Genomic DNA, 19,877 nt, shown 5'->3' on the forward strand with positions numbered 1-19,877 from the left:
GGCCGGGTACGCGTCAGCGCATGCGCGCTGGCGCTCCCACGCTTCGCTGCGCGAACCGTGGGCCCCACTTACCTCGCCTCCACACCCCCGCGCCTACGGCGCTGCCCCCGTACTCCGGGGGCGGTAGTGCCGACGGCAGCCGGCACCCCAATGGGGCATCAGCCGCGGCTGACGCGGCCGACCGGCGTGTTGCCGCCGTCGCCGAGGAACTTGCGCGGGTTGACCACGTTGCCGTTTTCCCACACTTCGAAGTGCACGTGGGCGCCGGTCGAACGACCGGTGGAACCGGCCTTGGCCACTTCCTGCCCGGCACGGACCAGGTCGCCGACCTTCACCACCAGGCGCGAATTGTGCGCGTAGCGGGTGACGTAGCCGTTACCGTGGTCGACGTCGACCACGTTGCCGTAGCCGCCCTTCACGCCGGAGAAGCTGACCACGCCTTCGGCCACGGCCATCACCGGGTCACCGACCCTGGCGTGGAAGTCCATGCCCTTGTGGGTGGCGGCACCGCGGCCGAACGGGTCGGCACGGGTGCCGAAACCGGAGGTCACGTAGCTGTTGCGGATCGGCATGCGCGACGGCACGGCGTTCTGCTGCAGCTGGTGGTCGAACATCAGCGATTCCATCACCGACAGCTGGCGGCCTGAAGCAGCGAAGCGCTGCTCCAGCACCTGTAAGTCGGCGTTGACGTCCTTGACCGGGATGTCGCTGGTCGGGCCGCCGGCGTCGCCGTCACCGAGACCGGGGGTCTCGTTGAAGTCGAACTCGCCGTCTTCCAGCTTGCCCATCTGGGTCAGCCGTTCGCCGAGGGCGTTGAGGCGGGTGGCCTGGGCCTGCAGCTCGCCGAGGCGGGCCGCCAGCGCGTTGACCTGGGTCTGCGCATCGCGCTTGATCTTGGCCAGCTCTGCATCCTGGCGCTCGACCTTGGCCTGCAGGCGGGAATCATTCAGCGCGCTGGCGCCAATGCCGCCGGCAAGGCCGATAATGCAGCCTACCCCGAGCACGCTGCCCAGCAGGGCGCGGGGGCGGTCCTCGAAATAGAACCGCAAACGCGCGATCGGCGACGCTTTGGCCTGTCCTTCACGCGTTTTGATTACGATCTTTTTGAATGCCATCAGTGAGTTTTCATGTCTGAGCCGAAATCCAGCGTTCGCCCCGCGTCAGTGCCGAAGCCGGCGCTGGATGCGGTGATGGCGGACAAAAGCGGGAACCCGCTGCGGCGTGCCTTGTGGCTTGACGCGCTGGACCGTCAGTTGCGCCCCCAGTTGCCGCCACCTCTGCGCAGCCGTTGCCGGCTGGCCAATGTGGACGGGGAACACCTCGTTTTTCTCGTCGAGTCCCCGGTCTGGCATGCCAAGTTGCGGCTTGCCGAAGCCCAGTTGCTCGACGCGGCCCGTTCCATCGGGCTGAAGGCCACCAGGGTGACCATCAAGACTGCGTCTCCCACTCCCACGCGCTCCCCAGCGCTCGACAACCGGAATGGACCCCACGCAGTTTCAGCCGCCACGCACAAAGGGCTACGCGACGCCTTGGCTTGCCTGCAGGACGTTCCTTCGAAGCCGAAGAAGCGGTCCTGACGACAACGGAGCATCCGGCTCCGCTCCCCGTCGCGCGTGTCACCACGGCGTGAAACATTTCGGGGGCCGGGTCGCATCCTAGCTGCCATCCGGGGGCCTGTCGTTAGATTGTTGTTAAAACTACGTTAAATTCAGGCTTCCGATCCAACAGGTTCACAAAACCGTGACCTCGAACCGGCCTTGACGCGCGTCAAGCATGCTGAATGCGCCGGACACGCCTGAAACGACAACGCCGCCCTGGAAGGCGGCGCTTTTGTCTTTCAATTCAACGATCTACAGGAATCAGGCGTAGGCCGGAGTGGCATATTCCACCGGGTCCGGGGTGGCCGGCGAGTCGAAGCTGACCCATTCCCAGGCGGTGGCGTCGGCCATCAGCGCCCGCACCAGCTTGTTGTTGAGGGCGTGACCGGACTTGAAGCCTTCGTAGGCACCCAGCACCTGGCCACCGGCCAGATAGAGGTCGCCGATCGCGTCGAGGATCTTGTGGCGCACGAATTCGTCGGCGTAGCGCAGGCCGTCTTCGTTGAGCACGCGGAACTCGTCCAGCACGATGGCGTTGTCCATCGAACCGCCCAGGCCCAGGTTGCGCTCGCGCATGTATTCCAGGTCGCGCATGAAACCGAAGGTGCGCGCGCGGGAGATTTCCTTGGTGTAGGCCAGCGTCGAGAACTCGATTTCCTGGCGCGACTGCTTGGCCGGGATCATCGGGTGATCGAACTGGATGGTGAAGCCCAGCTTGTAGCCCTCGTACGGGCTGAAGCGGGCCACCTTGTCGCCCTCGGTCACTTCCACGGTCTTCAGCACGCGGATGAAGCGCTTGGGCGCATCCTGTTCCACGATGCCTGCCGACTGCAGCAGGAACACGAACGGGCCGGCCGAACCGTCCATGATCGGCAGCTCGGCCGAGGACAGTTCGACGATGATGTTGTCCACACCCAGGCCGGCCAGCGCCGACATCAGGTGTTCGACGGTCTGGATCTTGGCGTCGTTGCAGGTCAGGCCGGTGCACAGGGTCACTTCGGTGACCAGTTCGGCCTTGGCCGGCACTTCCACCACCGGGTCCAGGTCCACGCGACGGAACACGATCCCATGGTTGACCGGTGCCGGGCGCAGGGTCATGTAGACCTTGTCACCGCTGTGCAGGCCAACGCCGGTGGCGCGGATCGTGTTCTTGAGGGTGCGTTGCTGGATCATGGGGGATGGGCCGGAAGTGACACATTAGATTAACACGCGCCCTCCCCTACCCTGGCTGAAACGCCAGTGAAGGCTGCAGGCAGGACGCACCGGCACGCCGTGGGGACGCGCGTGAAGCAGGGCAGCCGGACCCATCCTGGCCCGGCGCCCGCGTTTTCAGGACATGGTGGCGCAACCCGGGGAGGACAAGCCCCGGGTGCCCCGCTTAGTCCGCCTGGCGGCGCAGGAACGCCGGGATGTCCAGGTAGTCGTTCGGCAGTTCCGCCGCCGCCGGGGCCGAAGCGGCCGGGGCCGAGGGAGCGGAGGCTGCCGCGGTATCGCTGCTGGCGCGACGCAGGCCCAGACCCATGCCGCCCACGGCCTTGGACACGGCGTCGCCGCCGTTGTCGAAGTCACCGAATTCCGGCTGGCCGGTGGTGGCATTGCGGACCAGCTTGATCGGCGCACGCTCGCCCGGACGCTGGGTCTTGCTGGCCGACACGCGGTTCAGGCCGGTAGCGACCACGGTCACGCGCACTTCGTCCTGCATGTCCGGATCCAGCACGGTACCGACCACCACGGTGGCGTCTTCGGAAGCGAAGCCATCGATGGTGCGGCCGATTTCGTCGAACTCGGCCATGGTGAAGTCGGCGCCGGCGGTGATGTTGACCAGGATGCCGTTGGCACCGGCCAGGTTCACATCGTCCAGCAGCGGGTTCTGGATCGCGGCTTCGGCGGCGGCCTGGGCGCGGTCATCGCCACGGGCGGTGCCGGTACCCATCATCGCCAGGCCCATTTCGGACATGACGGTGCGCACGTCGGCGAAGTCGACGTTGATCAGGCCCGGACGCACGATCAGGTCGGCGATGCCCTGCACGGCGCCCTGCAGCACGTCGTTGGCGGCACGGAAGGCCTGGATCATGGTCGCGTTGCGACCCAGCACGGTGATCAGCTTCTCGTTCGGGATGGTGATCAGCGAGTCGCAGTGCTGGCTCAGTTCCTCGATGCCCTTCAGCGCCACCTGCATGCGGCGACGGCCTTCGAACGGGAACGGCTTGGTGACCACGGCCACGGTCAGGATGCCCATTTCCTTGGCCAGCTGTGCCACCACCGGCGCAGCGCCGGTGCCGGTACCACCGCCCATGCCGGCGGTGATGAACACCATGTCCGCACCCTGCAGGGCGTCCATGATGCGCTCACGGTCTTCCAGCGCGGCCTGACGGCCGACTTCCGGGTTCGCGCCTGCGCCCAGGCCCTTGGTCACGTTGGTACCCAGCTGCAGCTGCAGCTTGGCACCGCAATTCTTGATGGCCTGCGAGTCGGTGTTGGCGGTGATGAATTCCACGCCGTCCACCGCCGAGTTGACCATGTGCGCCACGGCATTGCCGCCGCCGCCGCCCACGCCAACCACCTTGATCACCGCATTGGGTGCCATCTTTTCGATCAGTTCAAAATGCGCCATGTCCGTGTCCTCGTTGTATCCGCTTTGGCTGGCATGGGCATTCGGGCGTCCTGCCGTCCTGCTGCATGCCGACGTTGCGGCTGTGTGGGTTGTGTGTTGCCGGTGTTGCGTTGTGCTACGGGTACTGCGGGTGCTGCGCCCGGGCGATGCCCGGTGTTACGGGTTCCGCGTCAGAACTCGCCGCGGAACCAGGTCTTGAGTTTCTTGAACATGCTTCCAGCGCGCCCGGTCGGCAGCGACGGCCGCCGCGGGTGCTCGATCTGGCTGCCCATCAGCAGCAGGCCCACGCCGGTGGCATGCACCGGGTTGCCCACCACTTCGCCCAGGCCGGTGACGTGCTGCGGGATGCCCACGCGAACCGGCATCTGCAGCATTTCCTCGGCCAGTTCGACCACGCCTTCCATCTTCGAAGCGCCACCGGTCAGCACCATGCCGGCGCGTACCAGTTCCTCGAAGCCGGAGCGGCGCAGTTCGGCCTGCACCATCTCGAAGATTTCCTCGTAGCGGCCCTGCACGGCCTGCGCCAGCGAATGGCGCGGCATGCGGCGCGGCGGGCGGTCGCCCACCGACGGCACCTGGATGCTTTCCTCGGCGGTGGCCAGCTGGGCCAGGGCGCAGGCATAGCGCACCTTGATCTGCTCGGCTTCCGGGGTCGGCGTGCGCAGCATGTGCGCGATGTCATTGGTGACGTGGTCGCCGGCGATCGGCAGCGAAGCCGTGTGGCAGATCGCGCCCTGCACGAACACCGCGATATCGGTGGTGCCGGCGCCCATGTCGACCAGCACCACGCCCAGCTCGCGCTCGTCAGCGGTCAGCACCGCCACGCTGGAGGCCAGCGAGGACAGCACCAGGTCGTCCACCTGCAGGCCGCAGCGCTGGACGCACTTGCTGATGTTGGCCGCAGCCGACTGCGCGCACACCACCAGGTGGGCATGCACTTCCAGGCGCACGCCGGTCATGCCGACCGGGTTGCGGATGCCTTCCTGCGAATCGTCCAGGACGTACTCGCGCGGGATCGCGTGCAGGATCTTCTGGTCGGCCGGAATCGCCACGGCCTTGGCCGCATCGAGCACGCGATCCAGGTCGCCCCAGGTCACTTCGCCGTCGCGGATCGGCACGATGCCGGGCGAATTCTTGCACTGCACGTGGTTGCCGGAGATCGAGGCATACACCGAGCGGATCTCGCAGCCGGCCATCAGCTCGGCTTCTTCCACCGCGCGCTGGATCGACTGCACGGTCGATTCGATGTCCACCACCACGCCACGCTTGAGCCCGCGCGACTCGTGCGAGCCGATGCCGATCACTTCGATCGGGTTGCCCGGCGAGTACTCGCCCACCAGCGCCACCACCTTGGAGGTGCCGATGTCCAGCCCAACGATCAGCGATTTGTCACCCTTGCGATTCATGTCCTTTCCTGCGTCCTGCTGGCTGGGGTCGCCGGCGTTTTCGCCGGCGTGGCCGGGGTACCCCAGCTCAGCGTGAAACCATTGGTGTAACGGAGATCGGCGCGCTCGATCGGCGCGTCCTGACGGTTGAGCTGCGGCAGCACCTTGACGAAGCGCTGCATGCGCGAGCGCGCGTCGTCGCGGCCGACCACCACTTCGGTACCGTTGCTCAGCACCAGCGACCAGCTGCCGCGCGCATCCATCGTCACCCGGCGCACGTCGACGCCGGCCGGTGCGAACAATGCACGCGAGTCGCTGTACAGCTTCATCACTTCTTCGGTCTGGCTGTCGGGGCCGTCCAGTTCGGGCAGCGCCAGATCGGCCAGCTTCTTCGGCGTGGGGAACAACTTGCCCTGCTCGGAAACCAGGCGGTCGTTGCCCCAGCGCGCGAACGGCTTGTGCTCGACCAGGGTCACTTCCAGCACGTCCGGCCACTGCTTGCGCACCTGCGCGCTTTCCACCCACGGCAGCTGCTCCAGGGCGTCCTGCGCGTCCTGCAGCTTGACCGCGAAGAAGCCCGCATGCGCGTACGGCAGCAGCACCTGCTGCAACTGCTCGGCCGGCACCCGCTTGAACTCACCATGCACGCGCAGCTTCGCCAGCGGCCAGCGCTCGGCGCCGACCCAGCCATTGACCACGGCCACCACCGGCAGTGCAACCACCGACAGCGCCAACAGCCAGACGAAGATGCGCAGCACCGCGTTCATGCGTGCGAGGCCTCCAGGGTCTGTTCCAGCACGCGCCACACCAGCTCTTCGAAGCTGATGCCGGCCTGGCCTGCGGCCTTGGGCACCAGCGAATGGCTGGTCATGCCCGGCGCGGTATTCACTTCCAGCAGGAAGAAGCGACCGCTGCTGCGGTCACGCATCACGTCCACGCGGCCCCAGCCACGGCAGCCGGCGGCACGGAACGCGGCCAGCGCGATGCGGCGGATTTCCTCTTCGTCGTCACCATCCAGGCCTGGGCACAGGTACTGGGTGTCCTCGGCGATGTACTTGGCGTTGTAGTCGTACCACTGGCCCTTGGGCACGATGCGGATCGACGGCAGTGCGACATCGCCGAGGATGGCCACGGTCAGCTCGTCGCCCACCACCATCTGTTCCATCAGCAGCTGGCCGTCGTAGCGCGCGGCCAGCGCCACGGCTTCATCGAGGCCCGCGTCATCGGTGACCCGGCTGATACCCACGCTGGAGCCTTCATTGGCCGGCTTCACCACTACCGGCAGGCCCAGTTCGGCTGCCAGTGCATGCACCGTGGTCGCGTCCACCTTCCGGTACTGCGGGGTGGGCAGGCCCAGCGACAGCCACACCTGCTTGGTGCGGATCTTGTCCATGCTCAGCGCCGAGCCCAGCACGTTCGAGCCGGTGTACGGCACGCCGAAGGCGTCCATCAGGCCCTGCACGATGCCGTCCTCACCGCCACCGTTGTGGCCATGCAGGATGTTGAACACGCGATCGATGCCACCGGCGGCGAGCGCCTTGGCCAGCGCCGGAATGCCATCCACCGCGAACGCATCGACGCCGCGCGACTGCAGCGCTTCCAGTACGTTGCGGCCGGAGTCCAGCGACACCTCGCGTTCGCTGGAGCTGCCGCCGAGCAGCACGGCGACGCGGCCGAACACGGCCGGGTCGGTCACGCGCAGCGGCGGGAAGGTCAGCGCGCTCACGCCTCGCCCTCCCCCTTGAAGCCTTCCACCGCAATATGGGTGGCCACGGCACCGATGTCGCCGGCACCCATCATCAGCAGCAGGTCACCGTCCTGCAGCACGTCCGGCAGCACGCTGGCCAGCTCGGCGGCCTTGCCCACCACCACCGGCTCGCTGCGGCCACGCGCACGGATGGCGCGGGCCAACGCATGCGAATCGGCACCAGCAATCGGTTCCTCGCCGGCCGGGTAGACCTCGCTCAGCACCAGTGCATCGACGCTGGACAGCACCGCGGCGAACTTGTCGAACTGGTCGCGGGTACGGCTGTAGCGGTGCGGCTGGAAGGCCACCACCAGGCGCTTGTCGGCCCAGCCACCACGGGCGGCGGCAAACACCGCTTCCAGCTCGCTCGGGTGATGACCGTAGTCGTCGATGATGCGGACCTTGGCGCCGCTGGCGGTGGTCACTTCGCCCAGATCGTTGAAGCGACGGCCGACACCGGCGAAGCCTTCCAGTGCGCGCGCGATCGCGTCCGGTGCCACGCCCAGCTGCCAGCCCACCGCAGCGGCGGCCAGCGCGTTGAGTACGTTGTGCTTGCCCGGCAGCGCCAGCACCACTTCCTGGCTGGTGCCCTGCGGCAGGCGCAGGGTGAAGCGCATGCGCGAGCCTTCCTGCACCACGTTCTCGGCGCGCACGTCGGCCTGCGGGCTCATGCCGTAGCTCATCACGTGGCGCGGGGTCTTGGCAGCCAGAGCCGCGACTTCTGGATCGTCGATGCACAGCACCGCCAGGCCGTAGAACGGCAGGCGCTGCAGGAACTCGGCGAACGCCGCCTGCACGCGGGCAAAGTCGTTGCCGTAGTTCTCCAGGTGATCGGCGTCAATGTTGGTGATGATCGACATCAGCGGGTTCAGGCGCAGGAAGCTGCCATCGCTTTCGTCGGCCTCGGCCACCAGCCACTGTCCACCGCCCAGCTTGGCGTTGGCGCCGGCAGCCAGCAGCTGGCCACCGATCACGAACGTCGGGTCGAGCCCGCCTTCGCTCAGCACTGCAGCGGTGAGGCTGGTGGTGGTGGTCTTGCCATGGGTACCGGCCACAGCGATGCCGCGGCGGAAGCGCATCAGCTCGGCCAGCATCGCCGCACGCGGCATGATCGGAATACGCTGGCTGCGCGCTTCCATCAGTTCCGGGTTGTCTTCGCGGATGGCGCTGGAGACCACCACGCAGTCGGTGCCCAGCACGTTGGCTGCGGAGTGGCCGCGCATGATGCGCGCACCCAGGCTGGCCAGGCGACGGGTCGCCACGTTGTCGGCGTTGTCCGAGCCGGACACCTCATAGCCCAGCGTCAGCATCACTTCGGCGATACCGCTCATGCCGGTGCCGCCGATGCCGACGAAATGCACGCGCGGGAACGCGCGCACCAGGTCGTTGGTGTCGTGCAGGCGACGGATCATGCGCGGCCTCGCGCAGGGCAGGCGCGGTGGCATGCCTTCTTCATACAGCTTCCTCAAGAATGATATCGGCGATGCGCTCGGCGGCATCGACCTTGGCCAGGGCACGCGCGGCTTGCGCCATCTGCATGCGGCGGGCGGGATTTTCGGACAGATCGCGCAGCAGTGCGGCAATGCCGTCGGCCAGCGTTCCGTCCTGCTTCAGCAAAACCGCCGCGCCGCGTTCGACCAGGTACTCCGCATTGCGGGTCTGGTGATCGTCGACGGCAGCGGGGAAAGGCACCAGCACGCTGCCGACACCCACCGCACACAGCTCGGCCAGCGTCGAAGCGCCCGCACGGCACACCACCAGATCGGCCCAGGCAAAGGCCTCGGCCATGTCGGCGATGAACGGCGTGATTTCAGCCTGCACGCCGGCCTTGGCATATGCCTCGACCGCTTCGGCATGCAGCTTTTCGCCGCTCTGGTGGCGAACCTGCACCGGCACACTCGTGCCCAGCGCAGCAATCGCCTGCGGCACGCCGGTGTTGAGCGCACGCGCGCCCTGGCTGCCACCGACCACCAGCACGCGCAGCGGACCCTGGCGGTCAGCGAAACGCTGTTCCGGCGGTGCGATGGCGGCGATCTCCGCACGTACCGGGTTGCCGACGAACTCTTCGCCCTTGGCGAAGGTGCCCGGGAAGCCGGTCAGCAGCCGGCGCGCATAGCGCGACAGGATGCGATTGGTCATGCCGGGAGCGCGATTCTGTTCGTGCACCAGCAGCGGCAGGCCGTGCAGGCGTGTGGCCATGCCCCCCGGGCCGGACGCGAAACCACCGAAGGCGACCACCGCACGCGGCTGGCGCTTGCGGATGATCATGCCGGCGGCACGCAGCGCGCGCATCAGCCGCCACGGCGCGCCCAGCAGGGCCAGCTTGCCTTTGCCGCGCAGGCCGGTGATGGCCAGCGTGTCGATCGGAATGTCGTGCTGCGGCACCAGGCGGGTTTCCATCGCACCATCGGCGCCCATCCAGGTGACCGGTACGCCGCGCGCGCGCAGCACGCGGGCCACGGCCAGGCCGGGGAAGATGTGACCGCCGGTGCCACCGGCCAGGATCATCACCGGGCGCACGTTATCGGTGGCTGCGCTCATGACAGCCTCCCGAAGGTCGGTTCGATGCGCGACTGCAGGCGGCTGGTACCGCGTGCGGCGTTCGCTGCAGCGGCAGCCGTCGGCTCGGCGCTCATCGGCACGCTGGCCGCAGCCGGTGCGGCCGGCGCGTCCACGGGTGCATCGGCCACGGCCTCGTCGCCACCGCCGATGCGCACGGCCTGGCGACGCTCGGCGCGCTTGAGCTCATAGGAGACGCGCAACAGCAGGCCCATCGCCACGCAGGTCATCAGCACCGACGAACCGCCGGAGGAGATCAGCGGCAGGGTCAGACCCTTGGTCGGCAGGATACCCAGATTCACGCCGATCGAAACGAAGGTCTGCATGCTGATCCACAGGCCGATGCCGAAGGCGATGTAGCCGGAGAAGTGGCGCTTCATTTCCACGCAGCGCATGCCCAGCCAGAACGTGCGGCCGACCAGCAGCGCGTACAGGGCCACGATCACGCAGGTGCCGAGGAAGCCGAACTCCTCCGCGGTGACCGAGAAGATGAAGTCGGTATGTGCTTCCGGCAGGTAGTACAGCTTCTGCACCGAGTTGCCCAGGCCAACGCCGGTCCACTCGCCGCGGCCCACGGCCATCAGCGCGTTGGACAGCTGGTAGCCGTCGCCCTGCTGGTCGGCCCACGGGTCGAGGAAGGAGGTAATGCGGCGCATGCGGTACGGCTCGATGATCGCCAGCGCGCTCATGCCGACCAGGCCGATGATCACCGGCATCGACATGCGCGGCATGTTCACACCGCCCAGCACCAGCATGCCGGCGGTGATCGCCAGCAGCAGGGTCGAGGAACCGAAGTCCGGCTGCAGCAGCAGCAACAGCACCAGCGCACCGGCCACGCCCAGTGGCTTGAGCATCGCCGGCCAGGTCGCGTTGACCTCGTCGCGGAAGCGCACCAGGTAGCTGGACAGCCAGACGATATAGAGCACCTTCACCGCTTCCACCGTCTGGAACTTGGAGATGCCCAGATTGATCCAGCGGCGTGCGCCGTTGACCGTGCTGCCCAGGCCCGGTGCGAACACCGCCAGCAGCAGCACGAAGCAGCCCAGCAGCAGCATCTGGTTGTACTGCTCGATGGACTTCAGTTCAGTGCGGGCGGCTACGACCGCCAGCACGATACCCACCGCCAGGAAGATCAGGTGGCGGTTGAGGTAGTAGAACGGGCTGCTCATCAGAGCGATCGAGCTGGACGCCACCATCACCACGCCGATGCCCGTGAGCGCGATGATCGCGCCCAGCAGCCACTTGTCGTAGCTGCCTTCGATGGCCTCAAGGCGTGTTGCCTGGCGGGACAGGTCGTTCATCTCAGCGCACCTTCAACGTGGCCAGGCCGATCAGCACGAGCACGACCGAGATGATCCAGAAGCGCACGATCACGCGCGGCTCCGGCCAGCCCTTCAGTTCGAAGTGATGGTGGATCGGTGCCATGCGGAACACGCGCTTGCCGGTCAGCTTGAACGAGGCGACCTGGATCATCACCGACAGCGTTTCGATGACGAACACGCCGCCCATGATCACCAGCACCAGCTCCTGGCGGGTGATCACTGCGATCGTACCCAGCACCGCACCCAGCGCCAGCGCGCCGATGTCGCCCATGAACACCATGGCCGGATAGGTGTTGAACCACAGGAACCCCAGGCCCGCACCGGCGATGGCCGCGCAGATGATGACCAGCTCGCCGGCGCCCGGGATCTGCGGGATCTGCAGGTAGTTGGCAAACACCACGTTGCCCGAGGCGTAGGCGAACACGCCCAGTGCGCAGGCCACCAGCACGGTCGGCATGATCGCCAGGCCGTCCAGGCCGTCGGTGAGGTTCACCGCGTTGGAGAAGCCGACGATCCAGAAGTAGGCGATGGCCACGAATCCGATGCCGGCCAGCGGCAGCGCGATCGACTTGAACATCGGGATGTAGAAGGTCAGCGCCGCCGGCACGTCGGCCGTGTAGAACAGGAACAGGCCCGCGGCCAGGCCGAAGATCGACTGCAGCAGGTACTTCCAGCGCGACTTCAGGCCGTTCGGGTCGCGGCGGACGATCTTGATCCAGTCGTCATACCAGCCGATGGCGCCGAAGCACAGCATCACCGCCAGCACCAGCCACACGTAGCGGTTGCGCAGGTCGGCCCACATCAGCACCGACAGGGTGATGGTGAGCAGGATCAGCGAACCGCCCATGGTCGGCGTACCGGCCTTGGAGAAATGGGTCTGCGGACCGTCCTTGCGGATCGGCTGGCCGCCCTTGAACTGGGCAAGCTTGCGGATCATCGCCGGGCCGAGCCACAGCGACAGGAACAGGGCCGTCAGCGCGGCAAGGATGGCGCGGAACGTCTGGTAGTTGAACAGCCCGAACAGGCTCTCCAACTGCTGCAACCATCGAGCCAGTTCATACAACATGCGGGGATTCCTCTCCTTGCGCCAGCAGCGCTTTGACAATCGTGTCCATGGCGCTGCCACGGGAACCCTTGACCAGGCAGCGCACGCCGGCGTGCAGCTCGTCCTTCAGCGCCTGCGACAGCGCGTCATGGGTGGCGAAATGACGGCCGCCTTCACCGAAGGCGGTGGCGGCAGCGGCGCTGAGCGGGCCCAGCGCATACAGGCGCTTGAGGCCAGCAGCGCGCGCGCGGAGCCCTGCCTGCGCGTGCAGCGCTTCGGCGTCCGGACCCAGCTCGCGCATGTCGCCCAGCACCAGCCAACCCTCTTCCGGCGCGGCGGCCAGGGCGTCGATGGCCGCGGCCAGCGAACCGGGGTTGGCGTTGTAGCTGTCGTCCACCAGCACCGCGCCGTTGCGCAGCTGATGGGCGATCTGGCGGCCCGGTACCGGCTGTGCTTCGGCCAGGCCGGCCGCGATCAGCGCCAGATCGACACCGGCGGCCAGCGCCAGGCTGGCAGCGGCCAGCGCATTGCTGACGTTGTGGCGACCCGGCAGGCCCAGCACCACGCGGGCTTCGCCGCCCGGTGCGACCAGGGTGAACTGGCTGCCCTGCGCGCCGGCGCGGATGTCGCGCGCGGTGATGTCCGCGGTGTGCTCCAGGCCATAGCGCAGTACGCGGCAGCGCGGCGGGGTGCCGACGAAGTGCTGTTCGAACCAGCGGCCGTAGGCATCGTCGACGTTGATCACCGCCACGCCATCGGCCGGCAGCGCGGCATAGATCGCGCCCTTGGTCACTGCCACGCCGAGCAGGCTGCCCATGCGTTCCAGGTGCGCCGGGGCGATGTTGTTGACCAGCGCATAGCGCGGGCGGGCGATGTCGGTCAGGTAGGCGATGTCACCCGGCTTGCCCGCGCCCATCTCGTAGACAGCGTAGTCGGCATCTTCCGGGGCATCGATCACTGCCAGCGGCAGGCCGATCTCGTTGTTGCGGTTGCCCGGGTTGGCGTAGACCACCTTGTGCGCATGACGGGCCACCTGCTGCAGGATCGACAGCAGCAGGCTCTTCACGCTGGTCTTGCCGTTGCTGCCGGTGATCGCGAACACCTCGGTATCGCGGTCGCGCTGCATGCCGGTGGCGATCTTCGCCAGCGCCAGTTCGCTGTCGGCCACCAGCACCTGCGGCAGTTCGATCGGCAGCAGGCGCTCGACCAGCAGCGCGCTGGCACCGCGCGCCTGCGCGTCGGCGGCAAAGTCATGGCCATCGAAACGCTCGCCGCGCAGCGCCACATACAGGCTGCCCGGGCCGAGGCTGCGGGTGTCATTGCTGACCGCATCGATGGCCACGTCGTCGCCGTGGATCTCGCCGCCGGCCCAGTGTGCGATCAGCGAAAGCAGAGTGCGCTTCATGCGATGCCCTCCCCGGCCTGCGCGCTGAGCACACCGGCCTTGGCTGCCAACGCAGCGGCGGCCACTTCGGTGTCGTCGAAGTCATGGCGCACGCCATTCACCTCCTGGTACGGCTCGTGGCCCTTGCCAGCGATCAGGATGATGTCGCCGGCACCGGCACGCTTCACCGCCAGGCCGATCGCACGCGCGCGGCTGCGCTGCACGGTCACGGCATCGGCGTTCTGGAAGCCGGCCAGGATGTCGGCCACGATCACGTCGCCGTCTTCGCCACGCGGGTTGTCGTCGGTAACGATGACCTGGTTGGCCAGGCGCTCGGCGATCGCAGCCATCTGCGGGCGCTTGCCGGTATCACGCTCGCCACCGCAGCCGAACACGCAGAACAGCGTGCCCTGCAGGTGGCCGTGCAGGCTGTCCAGCGCCTGTTCCAGTGCGTCCGGGGTATGTGCGTAATCGACCACCACGGTCGGCAGGCCGTCTTCGCCGCCCAGGCGGTTCATGCGGCCACGGATCGGCTGCAGCGCCGACAACACCTCGGCAATGCGCGGCAGCGGCTGACCCTGCGCGTGCAGGGTGCCGGCCACGGCCAGCAGGTTGTCCACGTTGAAGCGGCCCAGCAGCGGCGACTGCACCGCCGCGCGCTGGCCGTCGATGACCAGTTCGAAGGCAATGCCACGGCCGTCCAGCTGCAGCGCCTCGGCGCGCACGCTGGCATCGGTGGCACCGCGCGAGCTCAGGCCGATCGGTTGCACGCCCGCCGGGAGGCCGGCGAACAGCTGGCGACCGAACGCGTCGTCAAGATTGATCACCGCGGCCTTCAGTCCCGGGCGATGGAACAGCCGTGCCTTGGCCGCGCCGTAGCTGGCCATGTCGCCGTGGTAGTCCAGATGATCGCGGGTGAGGTTGGTGAATACCGCCACGTCGTAGTGCACCGCATCCACGCGGCCCTGGTCCAGCGCATGCGAGCTGACTTCCATCGCCACCGCGCGCGCACCGGCATCACGCAGCTGCGCCAGCAACGCATGCATCTGCAGCACCAGCGGCGTAGTGAAGCCGGTCGGCTCAACTGCACCGTAAAGTCCGGCGCCCAACGTGCCGATACTGCCACTGGGCGTTCCGAGCAGGTGCCAGGCCTGGGCCAGCAGCTGCACGGTGGAGGTCTTGCCGTTGGTGCCGGTCACGCCCACCATCGCCATCGCCCGCGACGGTGCGCCATGGAACTGGTCGGCCATCGCACCCATGCGCGCGCGCAGGCCCGGCACCGCAATCGCATCGGCCGGTGCCGGCAGTTCGACCGGTGCCGGCGGTTCGAACAGGATGGCGCCAGCGCCGGCCGCACGGGCCTGCTCGACAAAGCCCAGGCCATGCGCGCCGAAACCGGCGATGGCGACGAAGGCATTGCCGGGGCGCACGGCGCGGCTGTCCAGCACCAGGCCGGTCAAAACGGGATCGTGGCCCGCCAGGGCCACATCCGGAAGCAACTGCGAAAGCAACATCGAAGGACTCATTGCGTGCCTCCCGTAGCGGGCGGCGTCTGGGCTTGCGCGCTGGGCAGCGCAGCGTCGAATTCAGCGGCGGCATCCACCGGCAGCGCGGCCTCGGCCGGCGGCGCGGGCAGGATCGAGGCCGAATGGCCGACCTTGCCGGACTGCTGTGCGGCCAGCCACGACTGCAGGTCGTCCAGCGGCACGTCCATCAGGCGCAGGGTGCCTTCCATCACGTTGTGGTAGACCGGCGCCGACACCAGGCCGCCATAGAACTTGCCGGCCTGCGGGTCGTTGATGACGATGACGGTGGCGAAGCGCGGATTGGTGGCCGGCACCACGCCAGCGAACAGCGCGTTGTAATGGCCGCGCTCGTAACCGCCGGGGCCGGCCTTGCGCGCGGTACCGGTCTTGCCGGCCACGCGGTAGCCCAGCACCGCCGCCTGCTTGGCGCCGCCCTGGGTGACCACGGTTTCCATCATCGCCACCACCTGCTTGGCGACGTTCTCGTCGATGATCTGCTGGCCTTCGTTGCGCTGGCCCTTGACGAAGGTCGGCGCGATCAACCTGCCACCATTGGCCAACGCCGAATAGGCAGTAGCGATCTGCAGAGGGGTGACGTTCAGGCCGTAGCCGTAGGACATGGTGGTCTTGGTGGTGCCTGACCAGCGCGCCGGGCGCAGCACGACGCCGCCGGATTCACCCGGGAAACCGCTGTGCGGCACCGAGCCGTAGCCGAAGCGGCGCACGCCGTCGTAGAACACCTGGTCCGGCATCTTTGCCGCGACCTTGGCCGCGCCCACGTTCGAACTGCGGGTGATCACGCCGGTCACGTTCAGCACGCCGTTGTTGCGCGGCACGTCGCGGATGGTGAAGCGGCCCAGGGTCATGTAACCCGGGTTGGTATCGATGATGGTGTCCTTGGTCACCGCACCGGCCTGCAGCGCAGTGGCAATGGTCAACGGCTTCATCGTCGAACCCGGCTCGACCAGGTCGGTCACTGCACGGTTACGGCGCGCATCGGGCAGCGCGCCGGTCAGCGAATTCGGGTTGTAGGTCGGCAGGTTGACCATGGCCAGGATCTCGCCGGTGGTCACGTCCATGATCACCATCGAACCGCCGGCCGCCTTGTTGGCCACCAGCGCGTTGCGCAGTTCCTTGAACGCCAGGTACTGGATGCGGCGGTCGATGCTGAGGGTCAGGTCCTTGCCCGGTTCGGCGGCGCGCAGCAGATCGCTTTCGACGGTCTCGCCCTTGCGGTTGCGGATCACCCGCTTGGCACCGGCCTTGCCGCGCAGCCATTCGTCGAACGCCAGCTCCAGGCCTTCCTGGCCGCGGTCGTCGATGTTGGTGAAGCCCAGCACGTGCGCCATCGCCTCACCCTGCGGGTAGAAGCGGCGGAACTCGCGCTGCGCGGCCACGCCCGGAATCTTCAGCGCGACCACCTTCTCTGCCTCGTCCGGATTGATCCGGCGGCGCAGGTACATGAATTCCTTGTCCGACTTCTGCGACAGGCGGCTGCTCAGCTCATCCACCGACATGCCGACCGCCTGAGCCAGCTCAGGAATCCGCTCGGGCGAACGCAGCAGGTCCTGCGGGTTGACCCAGATCGAAGCGACCGGGGTCGACACCGCCAGCGGCTCGCCGTTGCGGTCGGTGATCATGCCGCGCGAGGTCTTGATCGGCAGCTCGCGCAGGTAGCGGGCTTCGCCCTGGCGCTGGTAGAAATCGCTGTTGATGATCTGCACGTAGGCCGCGCGGCCGACCAGCGACACCGAGCACAGGCCGAGCGCCAGGGCAACCCAACGCAGGCGCTGGCGCAGGTTGAAGGCGTTGCGCGGGCGGTTGCGGCCGGTCTTGCTCATGGGCGCACCACCACGATGTCGGCGGCCTCGGGGAACTTCATGCCGAGCTTCTCGCGGGCGATGCGATCCACACGGTTGGCTTCGGCCAGGGTGGCCTGTTCCAGCTGCAGGCGGCCGAATTCCAGATTGATGTCATCGCGCTTGCGCTCAGCGCGCGACAGCTCGATGAACGTCTGCCGGTGACGGTGACGCACGAACACGACGCCGATCGCCGAGGCCACGGTCGAGGCCAACAGGATGATCAGCAGCAGCCGGCTCATGCATCGGCCTCCCGCTTCTGGGCCACGCGCAGCACGGCGCTGCGGGCACGCGGGTTGGCCGCCAGTTCTTCGTCGGTGGCCTTGATGGCGCCACCGATCAGATCCAGGGTCGGCACGAACACCTCCGCCTCGGGCAGGCGGCGGTTGGCCGGCGGCGCCTTGGCCAGGCGGTTCATGTACTGCTTGACGATTCGATCTTCCAGCGAGTGGAAGCTGATGATCGCCAGGCGGCCGCCGGGCTTGAGCCGTTCCACGGCCGCATCGAGCCCGGCTTCCAGATCGGCCAGCTCGCGGTTGATGTGGATGCGGATGGCCTGGAAGCTGCGCGTGGCCGGGTGGATCTTGTCCTTGCCGCGCGGCATCACCGAGGCGATCAGCTCAGCCAGTTCGGCGGTGCGGGAGAACGGCTGTTTCTCGCGGCGGGCCACGATGGCACGGGCGATACGGCGGCTCTGACGCTCTTCGCCGTAGGTCCACAGCACGTCGGCAATCTCGCGATCTTCGACGCGGTTGATCCACTGCGCGGCGCTTTCACCGCTGTCCGGGTCCATGCGCATGTCCAGCGGGCCGTCCTTGCCGAAGCTGAAGCCACGCTCGGCCACGTCCAGCTGCGGCGACGACACGCCCAGGTCGAACAGCACGCCGTCCAGGCCTTCAGCCGTCGCATCCCACTGCAGCAGCTGGGCGAAGCTGCCACGGAAGATGGACACGCGCGGGTCCGGCGCGAAATCGCGCTCGGCTACGGCGATGGCTTCCGGATCCTTGTCCATGACCAGCAGGCGCCCCTCGGGACCGAGCTGGGTGAGCACGCCACGTGCATGACCGCCACGACCGAACGTGCCATCCAGATAACGTCCGTTTTCGATCACCCTCAGGCCTTCAAGGACCTGGGTGTACAGGACCGGCAGGTGCACCGCCGGCGACTGCGACACCGGAAGGTGACCGGCCTGCGCTTCTGGGCGCATCCGGGCACCCCGGCTCACAACTTCAGGTCGAGCAACCCATCACCCAGATCCTCGTCAGACAATGTCTGCTGGATCAGGGCCCGATGCGCCTGCTCGCTCCACAATTCGAACTTGTCGCCCATACCGAGCAATACCGCCTTCTTCTCAATGCCCACCGCACCGCGGTGGCTGGCGGGGATGCTGATGCGACCGTTGCCGTCCAGCTCAAGATGGGCGGCCGAGCCGACCAGCTTCTGCTGCAACAGGCGCACGACGCGCTGGGTGTTGGGCTTGGACATCACGTCGTCGCGGACCCGCTCCCATTCCGACTCTGCATACAGCCACAGGCAGCCGGCTTCGAACGGGTTGTAGGTCAGCACGAGACGGTTGTTGCTGGCGCGCGCGACGAGGTCGCGGTAAGCGGTGGGAACCGCCATGCGCCCTTTATCGTCAACTGTGATGGCCGTCTCGCCCTGGAACACGACGCGTGCACCTATCCTTCGCCCGGTGAAACATTGAACCACGAAAACCCACAAAACACCCGGATTTCCCTCTGATGCCCACCTTAGCAGCGGCCGAAGGGTTGTCAACAACTTTTCAGCGGGGAAATCGCCAGCCACATCAATGGCTTGCAACAACCTTTAGAGAATTGTTCAAGGCTTATCCACAAGTTGCTGATCCGTCTCAATTTTTGAGATTGAACGGAAGTTCAGGGCTGTGGACAGCGCGTGAAACATCGGCCGCGCATTCATCCAAAACGGGCCGGAAGCGGCGCCAGACTGCGCAAACCGTGCACAATGAGGCCATGTGCCTGCTCGCTCTTGGCTGGATGCACCACCCGCGCTGGCGGCTGGTGATGACCGGCAACCGTGATGAGTTCCACGCCCGCCCGACGGCGGCGCTGGCCGCCTGGCAAGATGAGACCTCCGTCATCGGGGGGCGCGACCTGCGCTCCGGCGGCGGCTGGGCGGGCGTCGGTGCCGTAGGCCGGATGGCAGTGGTCACCAATGTGCGTGATCCGCTGGCCGCCCAGACCGGCCCTTCACGGGGCGCGCTGGTGGCCGACTTCCTGCGCGGCCGCGACCCGGCCGCCGTGCATATCGACCGGTTGGCAACGGTGGCCGGCGCCTACGCGCCGTTCAACCTGTTGCTGGCCGACGGCCACAGCCTGGAGTTCCTGGGCAACCACCCCGCCGAGCGGCAGAGCCTGGGCCCGGGCGTGCATGGCATGTCCAACGGTGCGCTGGACGCGCCCTGGCCGAAGACCCGGCGGCTGATGGCGGCCCTTGAAGCCTGGCTGCAGGAAGACCGGGTCAGATCCCTTTCGCAAAGCGAAAAGGATCTGACCCCGGACCTGACCCCGCTCTGGGCCGCCCTGGCCGACGAACATCGCCCCGCCGACAGCGACCTGCCCGACACCGGCATCGGCCTGGAACGCGAGCGCTGGCTGAGCCCCGCCTTCATCCGCGGCGACGACTACGGCACCCGCGCCAGCACCGTGCTGCTGATCGACGCCGACGGCCACGGCCAGATCCACGAGCGCCGCTTTGGCCCACAGGGCGCAGCCAACGGACAGAGTCACGTCATTTTCTGACCGGGTCGTGCCGGCCGCTGGCCGGAATCTCTCTCCAGCAGGGGTATTGCCTACCGTT

At 67.4% G+C, this 19,877-nt stretch carries 17 protein-coding genes and 1 pseudogene; 2 read left to right on the forward strand and 16 right to left on the reverse strand.

Translation table 11 applies throughout. The features are described from left to right. Positions 1-158 precede the first annotated feature (158 nt). On the reverse strand, positions 159-1,115 hold the full coding sequence (locus ACMZ91_RS18610) for a M23 family metallopeptidase (protein ID WP_049461620.1): 957 nt from the start codon (positions 1,113-1,115) through the stop codon (positions 159-161). 12 nt (positions 1,116-1,127) lie between these two features. Here ACMZ91_RS18610 and ACMZ91_RS18615 point away from each other — a divergent pair, with 12 nt between their 5' ends. Further along, complete coding sequence (locus ACMZ91_RS18615) at positions 1,128-1,577, forward strand: DciA family protein (protein ID WP_005408086.1); 450 nt, start codon at positions 1,128-1,130, stop codon at positions 1,575-1,577. 282 nt (positions 1,578-1,859) lie between these two features. Here the strand turns inward: ACMZ91_RS18615 and lpxC are convergent, their stop codons facing one another. The 15 genes and pseudogenes from lpxC to mraZ all read right to left on the reverse strand — a co-directional run bounded on the left by lpxC (position 1,860) and on the right by mraZ (position 18,707). After that, entirely contained in the window at positions 1,860-2,771 is a 912-nt protein-coding gene (gene lpxC / locus ACMZ91_RS18620) for a UDP-3-O-acyl-N-acetylglucosamine deacetylase (protein ID WP_005408085.1), read from the reverse strand. A 205-nt stretch (positions 2,772-2,976) separates the two neighbouring features. After that, the gene (gene ftsZ, locus ACMZ91_RS18625; protein ID WP_043397963.1) at positions 2,977-4,212 is read right to left on the reverse strand and encodes a cell division protein FtsZ; all 1,236 of its coding nucleotides are present in this window, start codon (positions 4,210-4,212) and stop codon (positions 2,977-2,979) included. A gap of 170 nt (positions 4,213-4,382) precedes the next feature. Then, entirely contained in the window at positions 4,383-5,618 is a 1,236-nt protein-coding gene (ftsA, locus tag ACMZ91_RS18630) for a cell division protein FtsA (RefSeq protein ID WP_005408083.1), read from the reverse strand. Between the two features lie 68 nt (positions 5,619-5,686). Next, positions 5,687-6,364 (reverse strand): annotated as a pseudogene (locus ACMZ91_RS18635) (cell division protein FtsQ/DivIB); the annotation flags it as partial. After that, the gene (locus ACMZ91_RS18640; protein WP_049399805.1) at positions 6,361-7,323 is read right to left on the reverse strand and encodes a D-alanine--D-alanine ligase; all 963 of its coding nucleotides are present in this window, start codon (positions 7,321-7,323) and stop codon (positions 6,361-6,363) included. The gene ACMZ91_RS18640 and the pseudogene ACMZ91_RS18635, both read right to left, overlap by 4 nt. After that, entirely contained in the window at positions 7,320-8,756 is a 1,437-nt protein-coding gene (gene murC / locus ACMZ91_RS18645) for a UDP-N-acetylmuramate--L-alanine ligase (RefSeq protein ID WP_012510048.1), read from the reverse strand. Before murC ends, ACMZ91_RS18640 begins: the two co-directional genes overlap by 4 nt. A 40-nt stretch (positions 8,757-8,796) precedes the next feature. After that, the gene (murG, locus tag ACMZ91_RS18650; protein ID WP_049461621.1) at positions 8,797-9,885 is read right to left on the reverse strand and encodes an undecaprenyldiphospho-muramoylpentapeptide beta-N-acetylglucosaminyltransferase; all 1,089 of its coding nucleotides are present in this window, start codon (positions 9,883-9,885) and stop codon (positions 8,797-8,799) included. Then, positions 9,882-11,204, reverse strand: coding sequence for a putative lipid II flippase FtsW (gene ftsW / locus ACMZ91_RS18655; RefSeq protein WP_049399807.1), 1,323 nt, complete (start codon positions 11,202-11,204; stop codon positions 9,882-9,884). Before ftsW ends, murG begins: the two co-directional genes overlap by 4 nt. A 1-nt stretch (position 11,205) precedes the next feature. Continuing rightward, positions 11,206-12,291, reverse strand: coding sequence for a phospho-N-acetylmuramoyl-pentapeptide-transferase (gene mraY / locus ACMZ91_RS18660; RefSeq protein WP_010481929.1), 1,086 nt, complete (start codon positions 12,289-12,291; stop codon positions 11,206-11,208). Then, entirely contained in the window at positions 12,281-13,675 is a 1,395-nt protein-coding gene (locus tag ACMZ91_RS18665; RefSeq protein ID WP_049461622.1) for a UDP-N-acetylmuramoyl-tripeptide--D-alanyl-D-alanine ligase, read from the reverse strand. The genes mraY and ACMZ91_RS18665 overlap by 11 nt, the downstream gene beginning before the upstream one ends. Then, positions 13,672-15,180: a UDP-N-acetylmuramoyl-L-alanyl-D-glutamate--2,6-diaminopimelate ligase gene (locus tag ACMZ91_RS18670; RefSeq protein ID WP_049461623.1), complete on the reverse strand. Its 1,509-nt coding sequence runs from the start codon at positions 15,178-15,180 to the stop codon at positions 13,672-13,674. Before ACMZ91_RS18670 ends, ACMZ91_RS18665 begins: the two co-directional genes overlap by 4 nt. Then, entirely contained in the window at positions 15,177-17,021 is a 1,845-nt protein-coding gene (locus tag ACMZ91_RS18675) for a peptidoglycan D,D-transpeptidase FtsI family protein (protein ID WP_049461624.1), read from the reverse strand. The genes ACMZ91_RS18670 and ACMZ91_RS18675 overlap by 4 nt, the downstream gene beginning before the upstream one ends. After that, positions 17,018-17,281, reverse strand: a complete 264-nt coding sequence (gene ftsL / locus ACMZ91_RS18680) for a cell division protein FtsL (protein WP_005412242.1) — start codon at positions 17,279-17,281, stop codon at positions 17,018-17,020. Before ftsL ends, ACMZ91_RS18675 begins: the two co-directional genes overlap by 4 nt. Further along, positions 17,278-18,246, reverse strand: a complete 969-nt coding sequence (gene rsmH, locus ACMZ91_RS18685; protein WP_012510046.1) for a 16S rRNA (cytosine(1402)-N(4))-methyltransferase RsmH — start codon at positions 18,244-18,246, stop codon at positions 17,278-17,280. The genes ftsL and rsmH overlap by 4 nt, the downstream gene beginning before the upstream one ends. Before the next feature lie 14 nt (positions 18,247-18,260). Then, positions 18,261-18,707, reverse strand: a complete 447-nt coding sequence (gene mraZ / locus ACMZ91_RS18690; protein ID WP_004143635.1) for a division/cell wall cluster transcriptional repressor MraZ — start codon at positions 18,705-18,707, stop codon at positions 18,261-18,263. Positions 18,708-19,030: 323 nt separating this feature from the next. Here mraZ and ACMZ91_RS18695 point away from each other — a divergent pair, with 323 nt between their 5' ends. Continuing rightward, the gene (locus ACMZ91_RS18695; protein WP_049461626.1) at positions 19,031-19,819 is read left to right on the forward strand and encodes an NRDE family protein; all 789 of its coding nucleotides are present in this window, start codon (positions 19,031-19,033) and stop codon (positions 19,817-19,819) included. The last annotated feature ends 58 nt before the right edge of the window (positions 19,820-19,877 follow it).

It is taken from the genome of Stenotrophomonas sp. FR024, assembly GCF_047500745.2.
Classification (GTDB): Bacteria; Pseudomonadota; Gammaproteobacteria; order Xanthomonadales; family Xanthomonadaceae; genus Stenotrophomonas; species Stenotrophomonas maltophilia_A.

What these genes read in the sequence shown, in the direction of transcription:
- lpxC (WP_005408085.1), bottom strand. Translation starts at nt 2,771, where the DNA reads ATGATCCAGCAACGCACCCTCAAGAACACGATCCGCGCCACCGGCGTT.
- ftsL (WP_005412242.1), bottom strand. Translation starts at nt 17,281, where the DNA reads ATGAGCCGGCTGCTGCTGATCATCCTGTTGGCCTCGACCGTGGCCTCG.
- ftsW (WP_049399807.1), bottom strand. Translation starts at nt 11,204, where the DNA reads ATGAACGACCTGTCCCGCCAGGCAACACGCCTTGAGGCCATCGAAGGC.
- mraY (WP_010481929.1), bottom strand. Translation starts at nt 12,291, where the DNA reads ATGTTGTATGAACTGGCTCGATGGTTGCAGCAGTTGGAGAGCCTGTTC.
- ftsZ (WP_043397963.1), bottom strand. Translation starts at nt 4,212, where the DNA reads ATGGCGCATTTTGAACTGATCGAAAAGATGGCACCCAATGCGGTGATC.
- murG (WP_049461621.1), bottom strand. Translation starts at nt 9,885, where the DNA reads ATGAGCGCAGCCACCGATAACGTGCGCCCGGTGATGATCCTGGCCGGT.
- ACMZ91_RS18615 (WP_005408086.1), top strand. Translation starts at nt 1,128, where the DNA reads ATGTCTGAGCCGAAATCCAGCGTTCGCCCCGCGTCAGTGCCGAAGCCG.
- ACMZ91_RS18670 (WP_049461623.1), bottom strand. Translation starts at nt 15,180, where the DNA reads ATGAGTCCTTCGATGTTGCTTTCGCAGTTGCTTCCGGATGTGGCCCTG.
- ACMZ91_RS18675 (WP_049461624.1), bottom strand. Translation starts at nt 17,021, where the DNA reads ATGAGCAAGACCGGCCGCAACCGCCCGCGCAACGCCTTCAACCTGCGC.
- ACMZ91_RS18610 (WP_049461620.1), bottom strand. Translation starts at nt 1,115, where the DNA reads ATGGCATTCAAAAAGATCGTAATCAAAACGCGTGAAGGACAGGCCAAA.
- rsmH (WP_012510046.1), bottom strand. Translation starts at nt 18,246, where the DNA reads ATGCGCCCAGAAGCGCAGGCCGGTCACCTTCCGGTGTCGCAGTCGCCG.
- ftsA (WP_005408083.1), bottom strand. Translation starts at nt 5,618, where the DNA reads ATGAATCGCAAGGGTGACAAATCGCTGATCGTTGGGCTGGACATCGGC.
- murC (WP_012510048.1), bottom strand. Translation starts at nt 8,756, where the DNA reads ATGATCCGTCGCCTGCACGACACCAACGACCTGGTGCGCGCGTTCCCG.
- ACMZ91_RS18695 (WP_049461626.1), top strand. Translation starts at nt 19,031, where the DNA reads ATGTGCCTGCTCGCTCTTGGCTGGATGCACCACCCGCGCTGGCGGCTG.
- ACMZ91_RS18665 (WP_049461622.1), bottom strand. Translation starts at nt 13,675, where the DNA reads ATGAAGCGCACTCTGCTTTCGCTGATCGCACACTGGGCCGGCGGCGAG.